This is a genomic window from Actinomadura sp. KC345 (assembly GCF_004348515.1).
Classification (GTDB): domain Bacteria; phylum Actinomycetota; class Actinomycetes; order Streptosporangiales; family Streptosporangiaceae; genus Spirillospora.
Genome location: NZ_SMKH01000183.1, coordinates 1 through 15,528 on the forward strand (window position 1 = coordinate 1; position 15,528 = coordinate 15,528).

The 15,528-nt window shown below is 70.6% G+C and carries 25 protein-coding genes; 1 reads left to right on the forward strand and 24 read right to left on the reverse strand.

The genetic code is table 11. The annotated features are described in order from the left end of the window. Positions 1-862 (reverse strand): glycerol-3-phosphate dehydrogenase/oxidase (locus tag E1281_RS25880; protein WP_207943485.1); only part of this gene is annotated, 862 nt, incomplete at its 3' end. Positions 863-1,167: 305 nt separating this feature from the next. On the opposite strand from E1281_RS25880, the gene E1281_RS40480 reads away from it, so the two are divergent. Continuing rightward, entirely contained in the window at positions 1,168-1,521 is a 354-nt protein-coding gene (locus E1281_RS40480; RefSeq protein ID WP_165959105.1) for a hypothetical protein, read from the forward strand. Positions 1,522-1,730: 209 nt separating this feature from the next. On the opposite strand, the gene E1281_RS25890 is transcribed toward E1281_RS40480, so the two are convergent. The 23 genes from E1281_RS25890 to E1281_RS25990 all read right to left on the reverse strand — a co-directional run. After that, on the reverse strand, positions 1,731-2,129 hold the full coding sequence (locus E1281_RS25890) for a hypothetical protein (RefSeq protein WP_131882274.1): 399 nt from the start codon (positions 2,127-2,129) through the stop codon (positions 1,731-1,733). Beyond that, positions 2,129-2,542, reverse strand: a complete 414-nt coding sequence (locus E1281_RS25895) for a hypothetical protein (protein ID WP_207943486.1) — start codon at positions 2,540-2,542, stop codon at positions 2,129-2,131. Before E1281_RS25895 ends, E1281_RS25890 begins: the two co-directional genes overlap by 1 nt. Positions 2,543-2,545: 3 nt before the next feature. Further along, positions 2,546-2,998 carry a hypothetical protein gene (locus E1281_RS25900; protein ID WP_131882275.1) on the reverse strand — a complete coding sequence of 151 codons (453 nt, stop codon included), beginning with the start codon at positions 2,996-2,998 and terminating at the stop codon, positions 2,546-2,548. Further along, positions 2,998-3,744 (reverse strand): hypothetical protein, encoded by a 747-nt coding sequence (locus E1281_RS25905; protein WP_131882276.1) that lies wholly within the window; start codon positions 3,742-3,744, stop codon positions 2,998-3,000. Before E1281_RS25905 ends, E1281_RS25900 begins: the two co-directional genes overlap by 1 nt. After that, on the reverse strand, positions 3,745-4,197 hold the full coding sequence (locus E1281_RS25910) for a hypothetical protein (RefSeq protein ID WP_131882277.1): 453 nt from the start codon (positions 4,195-4,197) through the stop codon (positions 3,745-3,747). It lies immediately after the preceding gene. 3 nt (positions 4,198-4,200) lie between these two features. Beyond that, positions 4,201-4,590: a hypothetical protein gene (locus E1281_RS25915; RefSeq protein ID WP_131882278.1), complete on the reverse strand. Its 390-nt coding sequence runs from the start codon at positions 4,588-4,590 to the stop codon at positions 4,201-4,203. Positions 4,591-4,592: 2 nt separating this feature from the next. Then, positions 4,593-5,645 (reverse strand): hypothetical protein, encoded by a 1,053-nt coding sequence (locus E1281_RS25920; protein WP_131882279.1) that lies wholly within the window; start codon positions 5,643-5,645, stop codon positions 4,593-4,595. Positions 5,646-5,718: 73 nt separating this feature from the next. Continuing rightward, the gene (locus tag E1281_RS25925; RefSeq protein ID WP_131882280.1) at positions 5,719-5,901 is read right to left on the reverse strand and encodes a hypothetical protein; all 183 of its coding nucleotides are present in this window, start codon (positions 5,899-5,901) and stop codon (positions 5,719-5,721) included. Positions 5,902-5,905: 4 nt separating this feature from the next. Continuing rightward, positions 5,906-6,142: an SAP domain-containing protein gene (locus E1281_RS25930; protein ID WP_131882281.1), complete on the reverse strand. Its 237-nt coding sequence runs from the start codon at positions 6,140-6,142 to the stop codon at positions 5,906-5,908. Positions 6,143-6,240: 98 nt separating this feature from the next. After that, positions 6,241-6,741, reverse strand: coding sequence for a hypothetical protein (locus tag E1281_RS25935; protein ID WP_131882282.1), 501 nt, complete (start codon positions 6,739-6,741; stop codon positions 6,241-6,243). A gap of 36 nt (positions 6,742-6,777) precedes the next feature. Then, on the reverse strand, positions 6,778-8,136 hold the full coding sequence (locus E1281_RS25940; RefSeq protein ID WP_131882283.1) for a phage major capsid protein: 1,359 nt from the start codon (positions 8,134-8,136) through the stop codon (positions 6,778-6,780). Then, on the reverse strand, positions 8,133-8,948 hold the full coding sequence (locus E1281_RS25945) for a head maturation protease, ClpP-related (RefSeq protein WP_131882284.1): 816 nt from the start codon (positions 8,946-8,948) through the stop codon (positions 8,133-8,135). The genes E1281_RS25940 and E1281_RS25945 overlap by 4 nt, the downstream gene beginning before the upstream one ends. Beyond that, positions 8,945-10,531, reverse strand: a complete 1,587-nt coding sequence (locus E1281_RS25950; protein ID WP_131882285.1) for a phage portal protein — start codon at positions 10,529-10,531, stop codon at positions 8,945-8,947. The genes E1281_RS25945 and E1281_RS25950 overlap by 4 nt, the downstream gene beginning before the upstream one ends. Next, a complete protein-coding gene (locus tag E1281_RS25955) occupies positions 10,528-10,797 on the reverse strand; it encodes a hypothetical protein (protein WP_131882286.1) in 270 nt (89 codons plus the stop codon). The genes E1281_RS25950 and E1281_RS25955 overlap by 4 nt, the downstream gene beginning before the upstream one ends. 46 nt (positions 10,798-10,843) lie before the next feature. After that, complete coding sequence (locus E1281_RS25960) at positions 10,844-12,235, reverse strand: phage terminase large subunit (RefSeq protein ID WP_131882287.1); 1,392 nt, start codon at positions 12,233-12,235, stop codon at positions 10,844-10,846. After that, positions 12,232-12,726 carry a hypothetical protein gene (locus tag E1281_RS25965; RefSeq protein WP_131882288.1) on the reverse strand — a complete coding sequence of 165 codons (495 nt, stop codon included), beginning with the start codon at positions 12,724-12,726 and terminating at the stop codon, positions 12,232-12,234. Before E1281_RS25965 ends, E1281_RS25960 begins: the two co-directional genes overlap by 4 nt. Beyond that, a complete protein-coding gene (locus tag E1281_RS25970; protein WP_131882289.1) occupies positions 12,719-12,928 on the reverse strand; it encodes a hypothetical protein in 210 nt (69 codons plus the stop codon). The genes E1281_RS25965 and E1281_RS25970 overlap by 8 nt, the downstream gene beginning before the upstream one ends. Further along, on the reverse strand, positions 12,925-13,104 hold the full coding sequence (locus E1281_RS25975) for a hypothetical protein (protein WP_131882290.1): 180 nt from the start codon (positions 13,102-13,104) through the stop codon (positions 12,925-12,927). The genes E1281_RS25970 and E1281_RS25975 overlap by 4 nt, the downstream gene beginning before the upstream one ends. A 100-nt stretch (positions 13,105-13,204) precedes the next feature. After that, a complete protein-coding gene (locus E1281_RS25980) occupies positions 13,205-14,089 on the reverse strand; it encodes a hypothetical protein (protein ID WP_131882291.1) in 885 nt (294 codons plus the stop codon). Beyond that, entirely contained in the window at positions 14,086-14,262 is a 177-nt protein-coding gene (locus E1281_RS40485; protein WP_165959106.1) for a hypothetical protein, read from the reverse strand. Before E1281_RS40485 ends, E1281_RS25980 begins: the two co-directional genes overlap by 4 nt. Before the next feature lie 53 nt (positions 14,263-14,315). Continuing rightward, complete coding sequence (locus E1281_RS25985) at positions 14,316-14,870, reverse strand: hypothetical protein (RefSeq protein ID WP_131882292.1); 555 nt, start codon at positions 14,868-14,870, stop codon at positions 14,316-14,318. Between the two features lie 56 nt (positions 14,871-14,926). After that, positions 14,927-15,070, reverse strand: a complete 144-nt coding sequence (locus tag E1281_RS40490; protein WP_165959107.1) for a hypothetical protein — start codon at positions 15,068-15,070, stop codon at positions 14,927-14,929. 25 nt (positions 15,071-15,095) lie between these two features. After that, positions 15,096-15,528 (reverse strand): hypothetical protein (locus E1281_RS25990; protein ID WP_207943487.1); only part of this gene is annotated, 433 nt, incomplete at its 5' end.

Consider the following 15,528-nt stretch of genomic DNA (forward strand, 5'->3'; position numbering starts at 1 on the left):
ACGTTGCCCAGCCCCGCGCCCGCCCCTTGGCGGAGTTGATGCCCCGCCACGCGCGGTCGGCCGCGTTCACCGTCGAGGTCCATACGCTCGACGCCCACCCGCGGGCGCGCTCCTTCGCCGAGTTGATGCCGCCCCATGCCCGGTCCGCGGCGTTCACGACCGACGTCCACGTCTTGGACGCCCACCCCTGCCCCTTCTCCTCGGCCGACTTGATCCCGGGCGCGGTGTCGTCCTTGGCTTGCAGCGACGTGGTCTTCGCGTTCGGGATCAGGCCGTACTTGTCGGCGAGATCCTGCGCTTCCTTCTTCGTGAGGCCCATCTGCATGGCGGTCTGGACGAACGCCTCGCGGGCGCGGCGGGTCTTGCGGTCGACCTCCTCGACCGACCGGCCCGACTCCAGCATCGACTCCTTCATCGTCAGGGTGCTGGAGGCCAGGTTCCGCAGCGCCTCGTCGTTGTCGCGGCCGGCCTGGGTGTTCAGGTTCAGGGTCCGGCCGTTCTCCTTCACGGCCTTGGTGGCGTCGTCGATGGCCTGTTCCATCCCGGCGACTCCGCCGCGGGCCTGCAGCGCGAGGTTCGCGAGCTTCTGCGTCTCGTCCCGGAACTTCGAGAGGGCCTGCTCGGCGGCGGTGGCCTTCCGGTTGGTGCCTTCCAGGGAGTTGCCGAACTCGTCGACGGCGCCGCGGGATTCGTCGGTGCGCCCCGACAGCTTCCCCAGCCCGGCGATCAGCATCGGGATCCCGGGCAGATTGGTGAGCGCGTCCCACGCCTTGACCAGGAGCGACACCATGCGGATCGCGGTGGGGACCATCATCAGCAGCAGGTTGAACAGGTCCCCGATGGCCTGCTTGTTCTGCGACACCGTGCGGAACATGTCGGCGAACGCGGCGCCGAGCTGCTGAAAAGAACCCCTCGATGTTGATCTCGCCGAGGAGGTCGGCGAACGCCTTCATCCCGGCCGCCATGACGCCGGACTGCCCGAACGCCTTGAGGCCGCGCTCGATCCGGGCGATGAAGTCCGACACCGCCGGCGCGGCGATGGCCAGGCCCTTCTCGAACGCGCCCGCGACAGCCGGGCCGAGCCGGGTGAGGCTTTGCCGTGCCCTCTCCAGCACGGGCAGCATCGGCCGCGCCGCCTCCGCGAACAGGCCCTTGAGGTCCCCGAGGGTGGCGGCCCACCGGTCCTTCACCACCTGGCTTTGGGAGATCAGCAGCGCGAACGCGCCCCCGACCATCGCGCCGCCGAACGCCAGCGTGATCGCGCCGGCGAGGATGGAGGCGATCAGCGGCGCGACCATCGTCGCGGCGACGACGATGCCCACGAACATCTTCGGGTTCTTCATCGCGCCCTGCATCGCGGACGACATCGCGCCCCCGGCCTGCTGCCCCGCCTGCCCGACGAAGTGGACGATCTTCCCGACGAACTGCTTGAACCGGTTGAAGAACCCCTGTCCGGACTGCTGCCCCGAGCCGTTGAAGATCTGCTGGACCCGGTTGGCGGCGTTCTGCGCCATCTGCTGAACGCGGTTGCGGACCTGGTTCAGGCCGTGCGCGGACGCCTGGAAAACGATCTGCACCGCGTTAGCCATACTCGCCTCCTCCCGACGGTTGCGGCGGGCTGCCCATTTGCTCGATCAGCAGCAGCCTCAGCAAGCCCGCGTCCTCCTCCTCGACCTGCGACGGCAGGCACGAGAACTGTCGGCACAGGCCCAGGATCGTTTCGGCCTCCTTCAGCTCACGGGGCTTGGTGACAGCAGTTCCGTGGGAATCGACACCTCGGGGAACGACTGACCAGAGGTGGAGCCTTTTCCCAGGTCCTCATCGACACCGCCCATCGCGGCCGTCCACCTGTCGATGAGGTCCATGACGAAGTCGAAGTCCAGTTCGGCGACCGCGTCGTAGGTGGTGGGGACGGGCCGGCCGTCGTCGTCTTCGAGGTTCCACCGCACGAGCGCGCGGGTGAACATCTGCAGCAGCGCCTCGACGGCCTCGACCTCTTCGGAGTCCTGCAGCGCGGCCAGCTTGAGGAACTGCTTGACCGGCAGGGACTTCACCACGCACTCGAACCCGATGTACTCGGGGTCGGCGAACTTCAGCGTGATGAGCTTGGCCTTGCGCCTGTAGCCCATCAGGACCCCGCCCAGGTCGGGACGGTGCCGTCGGCCAGCGCGCCCGGCACGGCGAAGGTGAGGGCGCCGTCCTCCGCGCGGGTGAGCGGGTAGTCGGTGAACAGCGTCTCGCACGCCAGCGTCCTCCCGCTGATGGCCAGGGACACGGTGCGGGCGACGGACGTGCTCGGCACGGTCGAGAACACCTCGTGCGACATGTTCGCCGCCTCGTTGAACACCCCGTTCAGGGTGATGGAGAAGTCCGCCAGCAGCAGCAGGCGCTCCATCGCGGACTTGTCCACGCCGGTGACTTCCTGCACGGCGCGCGGCGTCGCGAACTCGAAGTTGGTGATGTCGTTGCGGATGTCCTGCGGGCTGCCCGAGGAGTCGTCGACGGACAGCGTCGTCCACCCCAGGCCGCTGATCTTTGCCATGGCCTATCCCTTCTCGATCTCGTCGACGATGCGGTCCTGGTGCTCGCCGAACTCCTCCACCCAGTGGTCAGGGCGGGTGTGCTGCCGCGGCGCGGTGCCGCGCGGATTTCCTCTCCAGTCGCCGTCCCGCACGAAGTACAGCTCCGGCCGGCCGGTGGGGACCCGGTGCTGGGAGGCGCGAAAGCACGGCTGCCCGGCGCGGAACACCAGCCACGTCTCGCCTTCGGCGACGTGCTGGACGGTGTAGGCCCGGCCGCAGTTCTGCGCGGTGTGCACGTCGATTTCGGAGAGGCCCTCGACGCGGACCCGCCACCCGTGCCGGTACTGCTCGCACTCGACTTCCTCGCACGTCGCGGGCCGCCAGTGCGTCGCCGGTGGGGCGACCACCTGGAACGTCTTGACCTGGTGGGCGCCGAGCTTGGGGGTGATCCGCATTCCCTCGTTGCTGGGCATCATCAGAACGTCACCGCCGTCTTGTTGATCGCGACCGATACCGCGAAGGTGCACTCGGTGAAGGTGCCGGTGGTGACGACGCGGATGTACCGCTCGATCGCGGCATCGCGGGCGGTCTGGATCCGCTCCGCGGTCGGTGCGGTGGTGACCGCGGTGAAGTCGCCGTCGGTGATGTCGGCGAACGCGTCCGCCGCGGCGTCGTCGGAGGAGCCCTGGAGCTTGATCGTGACCGAGGTGCCGGTGAAGGAGAACACCTGGACGTATGCCTGCAGCCCGAACGACGACGCGGCGCCCAGGTCGAGGGACGTCCCGTCGGTCGCCTCGGTGTCCGAACGCTTCCCGGCCGTGAGCTGCCGCGCCCATTCGAGGCCGTACCCGTTGGCCTGCGCCTGCGTCGCGAGGGTGAGGGCGCCGTCCTCCCCGCGCGTGGGGTCGTAGCCGATCTGCTTGGCGACCAGGTTCGCCGCCCACCCCCCGGCCGCCGTGCCGCGGTAGTACGACACCAGCCGGTCCGCGGTCGGGAGCATCGACAGCACGTCGTGGGTCTCGTCCTCGGACGGGTTGAAGAACGAGGTGAACTCGATCGCGCCGTCCCGCACACCGCCGCGCCGCTCGATCGCCGACTTGTTGATTCCGGTCATCTCCAGCGCGGCGGGGCCGCCGCCGATGTTGCCGAGCGACCCGATGTCGCCGGACACGTCCACGCCGTCGATGTACAGGTTGTCGCCGAGCCCCGATGACTTGGCCATTTACGCCACCTGCTCCCATGCGTCGTTCACGATCACCGGGAGCGTCACCGTGAACACCCGGTAGATCTTGCGGTCCTGATCGAGGTAGCCGGCCTGCGCGCTCATGGCGGTCCCGGCCTGCCCGAGGAGGTCGATGCACCGCACGCTCCCGCCGAGCTCGAAGTTCCCCGAGTAGGCGGCGAACAGCGCGTCGAGCGCGGTCAGCATGTTCGGGTCTATGGCGTCCTGTGGCTCGGCGATCATCGGGGTGTACAGCCGGACGTTGAACACCAGGACCGCCGACGTACGCGCCAGCCCCGAGCCGGCCGGGACCGGCGCCACCGACTGCGCCCACACGGCCGCGGTGAGCCCGTTGCCGGGCGCGGACTTGGGTTCGTGGCCGTTGACCCGCTCGAAGTGCCCCGTCGCCAGAGCGTGCGACACGATGCCGTCCAGGATGCTGCGGATGTCCATGCGCTACTCCATCCTCCGCAGGTACCGGGGCATGACCCGCTCGGCGATGTGCTTGGCCTGCCGGTCCACGCGGGTGTGGATCCGCCGGAACGTCGAGTAGCCGCGGAACCTGGTCACCGGCGCGTTACGGGAACCGACCCCCTCCAGCCACGGGCCGTACACCACGCCGCCGTCGGTGACGCGGGTGCCGCCGGTTGCCCGGTCGGTCTGGATCTGCGACTGGTAGTAGCCCGTCGGGTGCTGCAGGACCCGCCCGAGTTCCGACACCACGAGGTTCACCGCAACCTCGGCCAGCTCCTCCTCGGTCGCACGTGCCATCTGCCGCGCGGCGGCCTGGGCGCGGCCGTCGAAGATCGGGCCGTGCCGCTCGACGTCCACATCGAAACCGATCATGGCTACACCGCCCGCACTCTCGCCTTGCGGCCGAACGCCCGGTAGGCGTCCCGCTCGGCGGCCTTCACGCCCCGGCCGGTCGACTCCCGCGCGCCCTCTCCCTCGCCGGCGGTGCGCGCGTACCCGGCGCGGGCCTGCAACAGGGTGTTGAGCGCGTACGCCTCGCACAGCGTCGCCACCGGGCCGGGGTAGACGTGCCGCGCCAGGGGCACCCCCTCGGCGTGGGAGGCGGCCGTGGTGCCGACAGCGCCCCGGGAGACGGTCAGGGACCGTGGCGCCCACACCGCCGCGCCCGAGTCGTGGTCGGCCAGGACGCTGCCGTCCCACGCGCGTTTCACCGTCAGCGCCGTCCCGGCGGCGTCGACCACGAGCATGCGCTCGGAGCCGACGAGGATGACCTCGCCCGGCTGCGGTGCGCCCGTGCTGGAGGAGACGGTGACGGCGACGCCGGCGGCCGACGCGGTCAGCGCCTCCGTGGTGGTGAGCCCGGTGTCGGCCATGGCCCGCCCGGTCACCACCATGCGTTCGGAGCCGACGAGCAGCAGGTCCCCCACACCGACGGCGCCGCCGTCGGTCACGGCCAGGGTCGTCGAGGTCGAGTCGAGCGCGGCACCGAGCGCCCCCGCCGGCGCGGTGTCGTCGCCGTACCCGAACACGCCCGTGATCGCGACGTCGCGCTGGTGGGTGGAGCCGCCACCGAACGACGCGGACGAGTCCAGGTCGAGCTCGATGTGGTCGTAGGGGGGTTCGTCGAGGTCGTCGGCGCGGCGCACGAAGTAGTCCGCCTCGTCGATCTCGACCCCGCCGGAGGTGAGGGTGGTGACCGAGATGACCTCGTTGGCGTCGAGCCACAGCCGCCACGGCCGGGCGCGCTGCGGGTTCGGCCAGTCGAAGTACCGGGTCCCCGTCCAGGGGTAGAAGCGGCGGTGCAGCAGGCCCTCGACCGAGCGTGAGGCAGCCTCGACCGCGCGGTCTACCTGCCCGTCGGCACGGGCGGTTTCCTTTTGATCCAGGGCGTCCTTGACGGATTCCCTGGTGGTGTACCAGATCCCCATCTGTGACTCCCGGTTGCTTTCTACGGACGTACGTCGTGCGTGGGGTCGTGCTTATTCGGTTGTGGACGTGGTGCTACCGGTGGACAGCGCCTCCCTCTGGCCACCGGTAGCCGTCGTACGGGCAGTGCAGGCCGCCGCCCGGCGCGGCGTCGAGCGGCTCCCCGTCGTTGGGGCACGCCTGTGGGGGCTGGGATGCCTCCGCGCGGCGCTCGTCGGCCGCCTCGGCGGCGATCGAGATCAGCTGCTCCCACGACATCGGGCTACTCCTCGCCGTCCGGCTCGTTGGCCTTCAGTCGCGCCACGAGTTCGTCCTTGGCGCCGGACGTGGGCAGGTCCCGCGCCCGGCACTCGGCGACCAGCTCGCGGCGCGTCCACGACGCGTACGGGTCGTCGAGGGTCTGCACGCGCGCCGCGGGCTCGGCGGCCGGGGCGTCCTCGGGGCCGGCGGCGAGGTCGCGCCGGTCGGACGCCCCGCCGTGCACGGTGATCTTCGGCATCGGGTACCCCTCGTACCTGGTTGATCCGCAGTGGGGGCACGCTGGAGCGCCGACCGAATACACGGTCGTGCAGTCCAGGCACCCCCACGTCGCCACGGCTACGCCTGCGGGTTGGGCAGGGACTCGGGCGCCCGCTGGTGCGCCAGGTCGTGCAGGACGTACAGCACCGCGCCGACCTGCGCGGTGCCCGGGTCGGACACGTTGCAGGAGATGTGCGTGTAGCCGTCGGACAGCTGCGACGCGTGAACCTCGAAGGCGACCAGGACCTGGTTCGCGTCGTCCCAGTCCGCGTCGGTGATGGTCGCCGCCGCGGCCTGGGTGACCTTCGTCCACGTCTCGTCGCCGTCGAGCGCGGCCTCTTCCTTGACGTAGTAGTGGTCGATGACCGCGAGGTTCTGGGACGTGCCGCCCGAGGCCGCGGTGTGCTCCTGGAGCGTGAAGGTCGGCGCCTGCGCGGCGGTGCCGTTGTTGAGGAACCCGACGACCGTGACGCCGGTGGCGTTCTTCAGGCCGACCCGCTTGCCGGTGGACGCGGCCGTCCCCAGGTCCACGGGCACCACGCCCGGGACGATGTCGATGGTCCTGCCGAGTGCTTCCATGATCTTGTTCTCCTCGTGTCCGTCAGGGAAGCCCGGTCAGCTGGCAGGCCCGAGCTTGACGATCGGCGACAGGGTGTCGGTGCCCTGGTGCGGCGTGATCGCCGACTGCAGCCACGGGCGGCCGTCGACGCGCTCGATGATCCGAACGGCCGTCTGGTCGTTCTTGAACTTGTAGTGCGGCGAGGTCTCGATGCTCATCGCCTGCCGGTCCCCGACCAGGTAGTAGGAGAAGTCGACCAGCGACAGGTCCCCGGTCGAGCCCAGGCTCGGGACCTTCTCGGTGAAGATCACCGGGCGGCCGAGGATCGTCATCGGCGGCCCCTGGATCAGCTGTCCGTTGTTCAGCCACACCGCCGGGGACGCGACCCCGTTGGCGTCGGAGATGACCATCTGCGCGAGCTGCGGGAACACGTCGATGTTGGCGAGCCACACCGCGTTGCCCAGCGACGCGGGCAGCATCCGGGCGTACATGCCGACCACGTCGGCGAAGTTGACCTCGTTGGCCGTGGCGCGGGCCACGGTGACGGCGCAGTCGCCGTTGAGCGCGCCGACCGGTTCGCCGGCGCCGCCGCCGGAGATGAACGCCACGTCCTCGAACCACGCGATGGCGCGGGGCCACACCTGGTTCAGGAACGCCTGGAACGAGACGATCGCGTCCTGGAAAAGTTCGTTGGGGACCTCGCTGTACCCGGTGAGCTTGAGGGCCTCCAGGACGACGCGGCCGAACGACGCCTCCGACTCCGACAGCGCGCCGGACTCCTCGGTCCAGTAGCCGATCATGCCGCCGTACACGCTGGACGCGTGGCTGGTGTCGTCGATGACGGGCAGCGGCACCCGCAGCGAGTCCATCGGGATGATCGTGGCGCGGGGCCGGACGATCGCCATTTCCAGCGCGACCTGCAGCAGGTTGGACCGGAGCGTCTCGGGGATGAGGAACCCGCCGTCGGCCGGGATGGTGGAGCCGTAGGCGTTGCGGATCTCGGTCAGCTTGGTCTGCGCGGTCACCGCGTCCGGGTTGGAGTTGCGGTAGTGGATCGCGCGCAGGAAGTCCTCAGGCCGGTCGAACAGCCCCGCCGAGTCGATCTTCGCGCCGGGCGCCTCGGAGTTGTACAGCGCCGTCTTGGGCAGGCTCCGGGAGTTCTGCGGGTCGAGGTTGACGCGGCGGACGCCCTCGGACTCGTGCTCGCGCAGCCACTCGGCGAGCACGAGCTGGGTCTCCTCGCGGACCCGCGCGGCCAGTTCGGTGCCCTGCCCCTGCAGGGCGGTGGCGTAGTTGCGGACGAAGGTGTTGAAGTCCGGGGTGGGCTTGCCACCCTCGAACAGGTCGGCGACGCGGCCGTCGTTCAGCATCTCCTCCAGCTCATTGGCGCTGGTGGGGATCGGCGTCTTAGTCACGAGAAGGCTCCTTTCAGCGCCTCGCGGAGGGCCGCCACGTCGACGGCCGGCTCGGGTACGGGTTCGGGTTCGGGGTCGGTGGGCAGGGGCGGCGCGGGCGCGTGCGCCCGGCCGGCGAAGGTGAAGCACGACAGGTCCCAGCGGGCCGCCGGGCCCGGACGTCCGCCGGTCTCCTCCTCCGGGTCGGTGTCCTCGTCGTCCTCGTCCGGGTCGGCGGTCTCGTCGGCCAGCCCGGCAGCGACCGCCTCAGCCCCGTTGAACCAGCTCTCGTCGCGCATCAGGGCCCGCCAGTCGGCGACGTCGTTGCCGGCGCGCTCGGCGTAGATCGAGGCGATGGTGTCCGAGACGCGGTCGAGGAGGGCCCGCATGTGCTCCATGTCGGCGGCGTTGCCGTAGGCGAACCCGGACGCGTCGTGGATCATGAGCTGCGACGCGGCGTTCATCGTGATCCGGTCGGCGGCCATCGCGATGAAGCTCGCGGCGGACGCGGCGAGGGAGTCGACCACGACGTTCACCGCGGCGGGGTGGCCGCGCAGCGCGTTGTAGATCGCGATGCCGTCGAACACGTCGCCGCCGGGCGAGTTGATCCGGACGGTGATGGACGGGGTGGAGACGTCGGCGAGCGCCGCGATCACGTCCCGGGCGGTCACACCCCAGTAGCCGATCTCGTCGTAGACCAGCGTCTCGGTGGTGCCGGCCTGGCTGCTGACGCGGAGCTCCCCGCGGCCCTCGGGGAGCGCGGCGCGGGGCCGGGCGTCACGCTTGGCCAGGACGCGGTTCACGTCCGCCAGGAGCGCCGGTGCGATGTTCATGCGTTGCCCTTCCGCCGCTTGACCACGCGGCAGCGGCAGTTCTCGCGGCCCTTGCAGTTCACGTAGCCCTGGCCGCCGGGGTAGTCGGCGTACGCGTCGGCCCTGTTCCGGTAGAGGTGGCCGTCGTTGTCCTTGCACGGCTGGCACGAGTCGTCGTCGTTCTCGCACACCGCGACCCACCGCATGGCGTTGTCGAGGCCGGGCGGCGCGGGCGGGTCCTGCGGGTCCTCGTCCTGGTCGCCGGGTGCGGGTGCCGGGGCCTGGCTGCCGTTGAGTGCGGCGAGGCCTTCCTCGGGCAGCTCGTAGCCGAGCATCGGCAGGATCAGCGGCGCGAGCGTCGGCGCTCCCTTGACGAGGTCGATGAGCAGTTCCCGGTCCGGGTCGGCGCCGGGCTGCCCGAACGGGATGTCGGGAAGGTCGAGCGCCTTCAGCACGTCCGGGCCGTACGCGCCGGCCTCGATCAGGTCCCGCGCGGCCTGCGCCTTGGACTCCCGTTCGCGGTCGTCGGCCTCGCGGTCGGGCGGCGTCGGGTCGCAGTAGTCGAACTCCACGCACTCACCGGCCGACCCGAACATCGGCAGGAAGTCGTTGTTGAGCGCCTGCTTGATCCGCTCCAGGCGGGGGACGATCAGCCACCGCGCGAAGTCCGCGGACGCCGCCTCGGCGTTCGCGCGGTTGACGTCGTCGGAACCGCCCAGCATGTGCTTGTGGACGCCGAACGCCTCGCGGATGATCTCCCGGGACACGCCGCGCAGCTCGGCGAACTGCATGTCCCGCTGCGTGAACTTGCGGTCGACCCACTTGCCGTGTTCGAGGATCGCGACGCGGTGGGCGTTCGCCACGCCCTGGTGCTGCTCGTTCCAGCGGGTGCGGAGCTGGTTGAACTCGCGGTCGTCCAGCGCCTCGGGGACCTCGATGATCCCGCCCGGCTCGGCGCTGTTCAGGAAGAACGCGCGGTTCCACTCGGCGCTGTAGCGGGTGGCGTCCAGGTCGGCGAGGAGGGTCTGCACCGGGCCCATCCCCCGGTACGGGTCGAGCGGGTTGGGCATCCGCAGCTGGATGACCTCGTGCAGTTCCAGCGGGATCTGCTGCCCGTCGGGTGAGGCGTACACCCACCCGGACAGGAACTTCTCGGGGTGCGGGACGGGCGCGATGCGGTCGGGGCGGACCGGCCACAGCTCCAGCGGGAACGACGCGCGGCGGTCACGCGAGACCAGCCACTCCGATTCGCCGGTCAGTTCGAGGTGCTGCTCGAACGTCTCGACGAACTCCTGCCGCGTCATGAACGGGTTGGGCTTGTCCCACACGTTCAGGGCCAGGTGCCGGGTGACCTGGACGCGGTCGGCGTGGTCGCCGGATTCGGCCTTCCGGTACAGCTTCCACTCGGACTGGCTGGTGGCGTTCGCGAGGCGGGAGACGACGGAGAACAGCGTCCCGACGCTGCCCATGGCGCGGAGCTGCTGCTCGGCGCTGGACGGGCCGAACAGCGGCAGGTTCAGCGGGCGGCCGGGCCGGGCGGCGGTGAAGGGGACGGGGGCCTTGTTGGTGACGGCGGTGAGCAGGGCGCCGACGGGGGACCTCATGGCCGTTCCGCCGTCAGGTATTCGAGCAGCAGCAGCGATAGGCCCAGGGTGAGCAGGCCGGCGGGGAGCGCGATGGTCCAGGCGGCGGCGGTGAGGCAGCCGAACCCGGTCACGCTGAGGGTGAAGCGGCGCAGACCCTCCCAGGTGGGGAGGGCCCGCGCGGCGAAGCGCCCGATGTGGGTGAGCAACGGGGTGCGCGGGCGCTTGGGTGTGGCGGTAGCACGCTCGGCGCGGTACGCGCTGGTGAGGGTGCTGATCATCGCCATACCACGGATGTTACATCAGCCGATGTCACATTGGGCGATGTAGAGATCAGGAGCCGAGCCACCGGATGTTCGGGCGGCTGCCCAGGTCCACCTCGGCCACCATGTAGCGGACGCCGTCCTGCCCGTGGTCGTCCTCCTTGACGGGCTCCTCCTTCACCGCGCCGCCGGGCTTGATCGCCCAGGTGTAGCCGCCGATCTCCTCGACGGTGCACGTCGGCTTGGCGGCGTCGGCGAGCGACTCGTCCCGCTCCACCAGCGAGTCGCGCAGGAACACCAGCCGCGGGCGCCCGTCATCGGGGATCTTGTAGCGCGCCTGCACGGCCTGGATGCCTTCGCTGACCTTCTTGTTCGCGGCCTTGGTCGAGATCCCCAGGTGCTTGACCAGCGTCGCGCGGCCCTCGGCGTCGTGGTCGCAGATCACCCGGCGGGGCGGCGGCTCGGTCCAGCGCCGGCGGCCGTGCGCGACCGCGTCCACCGGCTCCTCCCCCTCGATCTGTTCCACGCCCGGGACGGGCTCGGTGACGAGGCGGAGGATCTGTCGGGCGTGGTCCTCCACCAGGCGGCCGGTCATGTAGATCTCGCGGTAGAGGTAGAGCCTGCCGTCGCCGTCCTGCGCCCAGCACTGCCAGACGAACGGGTTGGTGAACCCGAAGTCGACCGTCCACCAGCGCGTCCAGTCGTCGGGAATGTCGAACCGGTCGACGACGTGGACGGCCTCGTCGTACCCGTCGTAGATGACGCCCTCGGCCGCCGCCCAGATCCCGTCCCGCAGCCTCAGCCGCCGCACGCCGGTGAGGGCGTCGAGCTTGGCGAGGTAGGCGGCGCCCTCCTCGGTGGGGGTGCCGTCGGCGTTGACGTAGCGGGGGTTGTCGCGGTGCCGGGAGACCAGGCGCCGCATCGCGCCGGACGCCGCGCGCTGGTTCAGCCAGTGCGCCCGGTGGGCCGGGTTGCACGCGGCGATGAGCTGCTGCCACGGCAGGACGCCGTTGCGCAGCCGGGTCGTGATCGCCTCCAGGTCGTCCACGGCCAGCTCCGTCGCCTCGTCGCAGAACGCAAGGTCGTACTCACTGGACATGATCTTGACGGGCTGGTCCATCCCGCCGACCACGATCCGGGACCCGTTGGAGTACTTGTAGCAGGCCGGCTCCCGCCGCGACCCCCCGTACCAGCGCACCACTCCGCGGGCGAGCGCGTCGGCGGCGACCTTCTCATCGAAGGTCCGCAGCGTCGTGGAGCCGAGCGACACCGCCGTCTTGCGGACGATGAGCGCCTTCATGCCGGGGTGCTTCAGCGCGGCGAGGTGGAGCCGGTACAGCGCGGCCAGCGACTTGCCCGTCCCGGCCGGCCCGTCCAGCAGCACCTCGTCATCGCGTACCGAGAACAGCTCACGGGCCGCGCCGCGCGGCGCGTACCGGACGAGCGCGGGCGCCTTGATCACAGGTCGTCCTGCGGCACACCGACGACTTCATAGGTGATCCCGCCGCCGACGTCGAGCTTCTGCGCAGCATCGAGGCCGAGGAGTTTGCGGCGGGACTCGGAGATCTTCACGATGCGGTCCACCGCCTGCAGGACGGGCGCGTCGTCGGGCACGGGCTGGCCGTTGAGCTCGACCACCTTCCCGTGCTGGATCACCACGTGGTCGGCTTCAAGGACGCGCATGACGGCGGCGAGGGCGGTGTCGAGGCGCTCCAGCTCCAGCGCGCGGGCATCCTCGGCCGGCTCCTCTACGATCGCGCGCAGCGCCCGCTGGACGGCGGCGTGCGCACTGGACACGTCCATCTCCAGCTCGGCCGCGATCTTCCGATAGGACAAGCCTCGGCCCCGCAGGCGAGCAGCCTCGGCGTCCCGCTCGGCCGTCTCCGGGGAGCGCGTGAACTTCCCGTCCCCGCCTCTCGTTGGCGTGGCCTGCCGTTCGTCCGGCTCATCCATCGTGACCTCCTGGCTCCAAGTGTGCGTCCTGTTCGGTCTCGGCAAGGGCGTCCAGGTGGGGGCGGATCAAGGCGGCGAGCCGCACGATCTGGGTCGGGGACAGGCGGTCACCGCGGGCTCGGGCGTGGGCGCGGCCGGCGGCGATCGCGTCGGAGCGGGACCGGATGGGGTCGCCGGGCCGCCACTCGCTGCGTGCGTTCACGGCTCATTGCTTTCGATGCGGAGAGCGTTCTCGCGGCGTTGCCGGTGGTGGTCGGCGAGGATGCCGCGGATGATCGCCCGCTGCTCGGGGGTGAAGGGGCCCAGGGACTCGGCGATATGGCGGCGGTAGGCCAGTGCCTCCGGCGAGAACTGGGTGCGCTTACGCGGCCCCGACATGAGGATCCTTTCTCTGACCTGTATGGATGCCGTTGACCGTGCCGTCCGTCCGGTCTGCGCCGGGCCGCCGCACCCGAGAGTGTGGCGGCCCGGCAACCGGTCACTCTCCTCCGAGGTCCAGGCCGCGCATGGCCCGCCTGACGGCCTCCTGGACGGACATCTGCGCGGCGTCCTCACGGATGTGATCGCCGAGGGTGTCGCCGGTCGGCACAGCCTCACCGTCATCGGTCCGGTACGTCGGGACGTCCTCCAGCTTGGCGGCGAGACCGGACGCGAGCATGGCGTGGGCGAACAACGGGCGGCTGTTCTCGAACCACTCGTGCGACCAGGGCGACGCCGTCATCAGCGACAGCAGGCGCCGGTCACTGACGAGCCACTCCCCTGCGGTCGACCAGCGCTTGCCGTCCGCGTCGGGGCGCGCCTCCGGGTCCGGGACGGTCAGCCAGACCCCGAGGTCGATCACGTCGTTCATGAAGTCCCATCCGAGGAAACCGCGTTCCTCGTCGCGTTCACGCTGGGCGCGCAGCGCGTCGACATCCTCCCGCTGCGCCCACTCGTGCGCCTTGTGGAGCGGGATGCCGAGGGGTTCGGCCAGTTCCGACAGCAGGAAGTACTGGGCGTCGGGGCGGCCGTCGTCGTCGCCGTCCTGCGTGACGAAGTGGACCTGCGCCCGCCCGAACCCGAACAGATCGGCGGTGACTTTCTGCAGGGTGACGGGGTACAGCGGCTCCCGGTCGTGGAGGGCCGTCAGGCGCTCGGTGATGCGGGCGGCCTGCTCGCGGGGCCCCTCGTCCATGAGGTGGATGTCGTCGGCGGCCTCGAACCGGTTGGCGATCTCCAGGCCGGTGCCCTGGAACGAGATCCGCGCGGTGGCCTCGATGATGTCCTCGCGGGTCATCGCTTCGACCTCCTCGACGGTCTTGCCGAGGATCTCGGCGAGCCTGGCGTGCAAGGCCGGCAGGTCGCGGTCGTCGGTGGCGGTCATCGAGCGCTCTCCTTGCGGTACCGGGCGTAGGTGGCGCGGGCGTGCTCGACGACCCTCGCCATGTGCTTGGTGCACAGCAGGACCTCGGCGTTCGGGTCGACGGCCTCGGCGGTGCACTGCTGGTCGTTCTTGCGGAGGTAGCGGCACCGGGTGAGCCGCTGTGTGGTGGGCATGTCATGCTCCTAACCGGCCCGCCCCGATAGGCCCGGGGCGGGCCGATCGGTGGTCAGTAGCGGCTGCGGGTCGTGGTGCGCATCTGGGTGACCCGGTCGGCCTCCAGCTCGGCGATCGTCACCGAGGGCATGAGCTGCTCCGGGGTCGGAATCGACTCCAGGAACGTCTTGGCTTCACTGGACTCCAGGCCACCGGCGATCAGCTCGGTGAGGACCTCGGCCTCACGGGCGTCGATCGCGAGCTTGGCTTGCTTGCCGGCGGCGGCGATGCGGGTCTGGGCGACCTTGCGGAGTTCGGCGCGGCGGGAGGCCAGGGCGTTCTCGCCGCGGCCATACCAGGCGATCGACAGGCTGGGCGCGAACCGGTCGGGTATGCCGAGTTCGCGGCAGCGTTCGGCGACCTCCTTCGCCGCCTGGTCCACGTGGGCCTGGGCGACGCGGGTGACGTCGGCCCACGCCTCGTCGTCGAACTTGTAGCTGGCGGCGAGGAGTTCCTCGGTCTCGGCGAGGAGTTCGGCCTCGCGGGATGCGACCTTGGACTTTGCGACCCTGGCGCGGAGCTTGGCGACCTTGGCGAGGTCGTCGCGCTCCGACTTGGACATCGTCATGGGATGGTTCCTTCCTGGGCCAGGGCGAGTTCGGGACGCCCCGGCCCTCTCGGTGACTAGGTGCGGGGGGCGGCCTTGCGGGCCCTGGCCCTGCGCTGCTGGCGCTGCTCGGCCTTGAAAGCGAGGTAGGCCCCGAGGATCAGGGCGGCGATGACGACGACGGTGACCACCGTCGTCCAGATCGCGATCGAGATCGTCACTGGCTGTTCTCCTTCGTGGTGATGGTCAGGCCCAGGTGGTGGCGATCTCGGCGATCTGCCGCTGGATGTCGTCGCGGGTCTCCGGCGGGGCGGCGAGCGCCTTGCGGACGGTCTCGGCCGTAACCGTGATGCCGGCGCCGTGGCACTCGGTGACGTAGGACGCGATCTCGTCCAGCCGGGTCGGGCAGCCGTCCGGGCAGGGCTCGTCGATCGGGTGCGCGAACGCAGCGGTCTGGTCGGTCACAGTGGTGTCCTCCTCGGTGGTGGTGGGGTTCTGCGCGGCCTCGACGGCTGCGCGGACTTCGGGGCCGTCCGGGTCGATGCCGTTGAGGCGCAGCAGGGTGTCGACCTTCGCCTCGATCGCGCCGAACGCGCGGCCGGTGTCGAACGCGATCTCGGTCAGGGTCTTGGGGGTGGGACGGTCGGTCACGGTGATCTCCTCCTCGGAGGTTTTGGGG

Bases quoted from the DNA above. Each gene is read 5' to 3' on its own strand.
- E1281_RS40485 (WP_165959106.1), bottom strand. From the start codon at position 14,262: ATGCCCACCACACAGCGGCTCACCCGGTGCCGCTACCTCCGCAAGAAC.
- E1281_RS25980 (WP_131882291.1), bottom strand. From the start codon at position 14,089: ATGACCGCCACCGACGACCGCGACCTGCCGGCCTTGCACGCCAGGCTC.
- E1281_RS25935 (WP_131882282.1), bottom strand. From the start codon at position 6,741: ATGGAAGCACTCGGCAGGACCATCGACATCGTCCCGGGCGTGGTGCCC.
- E1281_RS25955 (WP_131882286.1), bottom strand. From the start codon at position 10,797: ATGGCGATGATCAGCACCCTCACCAGCGCGTACCGCGCCGAGCGTGCT.
- E1281_RS25930 (WP_131882281.1), bottom strand. From the start codon at position 6,142: ATGCCGAAGATCACCGTGCACGGCGGGGCGTCCGACCGGCGCGACCTC.
- E1281_RS25905 (WP_131882276.1), bottom strand. From the start codon at position 3,744: ATGGCCAAGTCATCGGGGCTCGGCGACAACCTGTACATCGACGGCGTG.
- E1281_RS25925 (WP_131882280.1), bottom strand. From the start codon at position 5,901: ATGTCGTGGGAGCAGCTGATCTCGATCGCCGCCGAGGCGGCCGACGAG.
- E1281_RS25985 (WP_131882292.1), bottom strand. From the start codon at position 14,870: ATGACGATGTCCAAGTCGGAGCGCGACGACCTCGCCAAGGTCGCCAAG.
- E1281_RS25945 (WP_131882284.1), bottom strand. From the start codon at position 8,948: ATGAACATCGCACCGGCGCTCCTGGCGGACGTGAACCGCGTCCTGGCC.
- E1281_RS25915 (WP_131882278.1), bottom strand. From the start codon at position 4,590: ATGATCGGTTTCGATGTGGACGTCGAGCGGCACGGCCCGATCTTCGAC.
- E1281_RS25920 (WP_131882279.1), bottom strand. From the start codon at position 5,645: ATGGGGATCTGGTACACCACCAGGGAATCCGTCAAGGACGCCCTGGAT.
- E1281_RS25975 (WP_131882290.1), bottom strand. From the start codon at position 13,104: ATGTCGGGGCCGCGTAAGCGCACCCAGTTCTCGCCGGAGGCACTGGCC.
- E1281_RS25950 (WP_131882285.1), bottom strand. From the start codon at position 10,531: ATGAGGTCCCCCGTCGGCGCCCTGCTCACCGCCGTCACCAACAAGGCC.
- E1281_RS25910 (WP_131882277.1), bottom strand. From the start codon at position 4,197: ATGGACATCCGCAGCATCCTGGACGGCATCGTGTCGCACGCTCTGGCG.
- E1281_RS25895 (WP_207943486.1), bottom strand. From the start codon at position 2,542: ATGGCAAAGATCAGCGGCCTGGGGTGGACGACGCTGTCCGTCGACGAC.
- E1281_RS25965 (WP_131882288.1), bottom strand. From the start codon at position 12,726: ATGGATGAGCCGGACGAACGGCAGGCCACGCCAACGAGAGGCGGGGAC.
- E1281_RS25890 (WP_131882274.1), bottom strand. From the start codon at position 2,129: ATGGGCTACAGGCGCAAGGCCAAGCTCATCACGCTGAAGTTCGCCGAC.
- E1281_RS25900 (WP_131882275.1), bottom strand. From the start codon at position 2,998: ATGATGCCCAGCAACGAGGGAATGCGGATCACCCCCAAGCTCGGCGCC.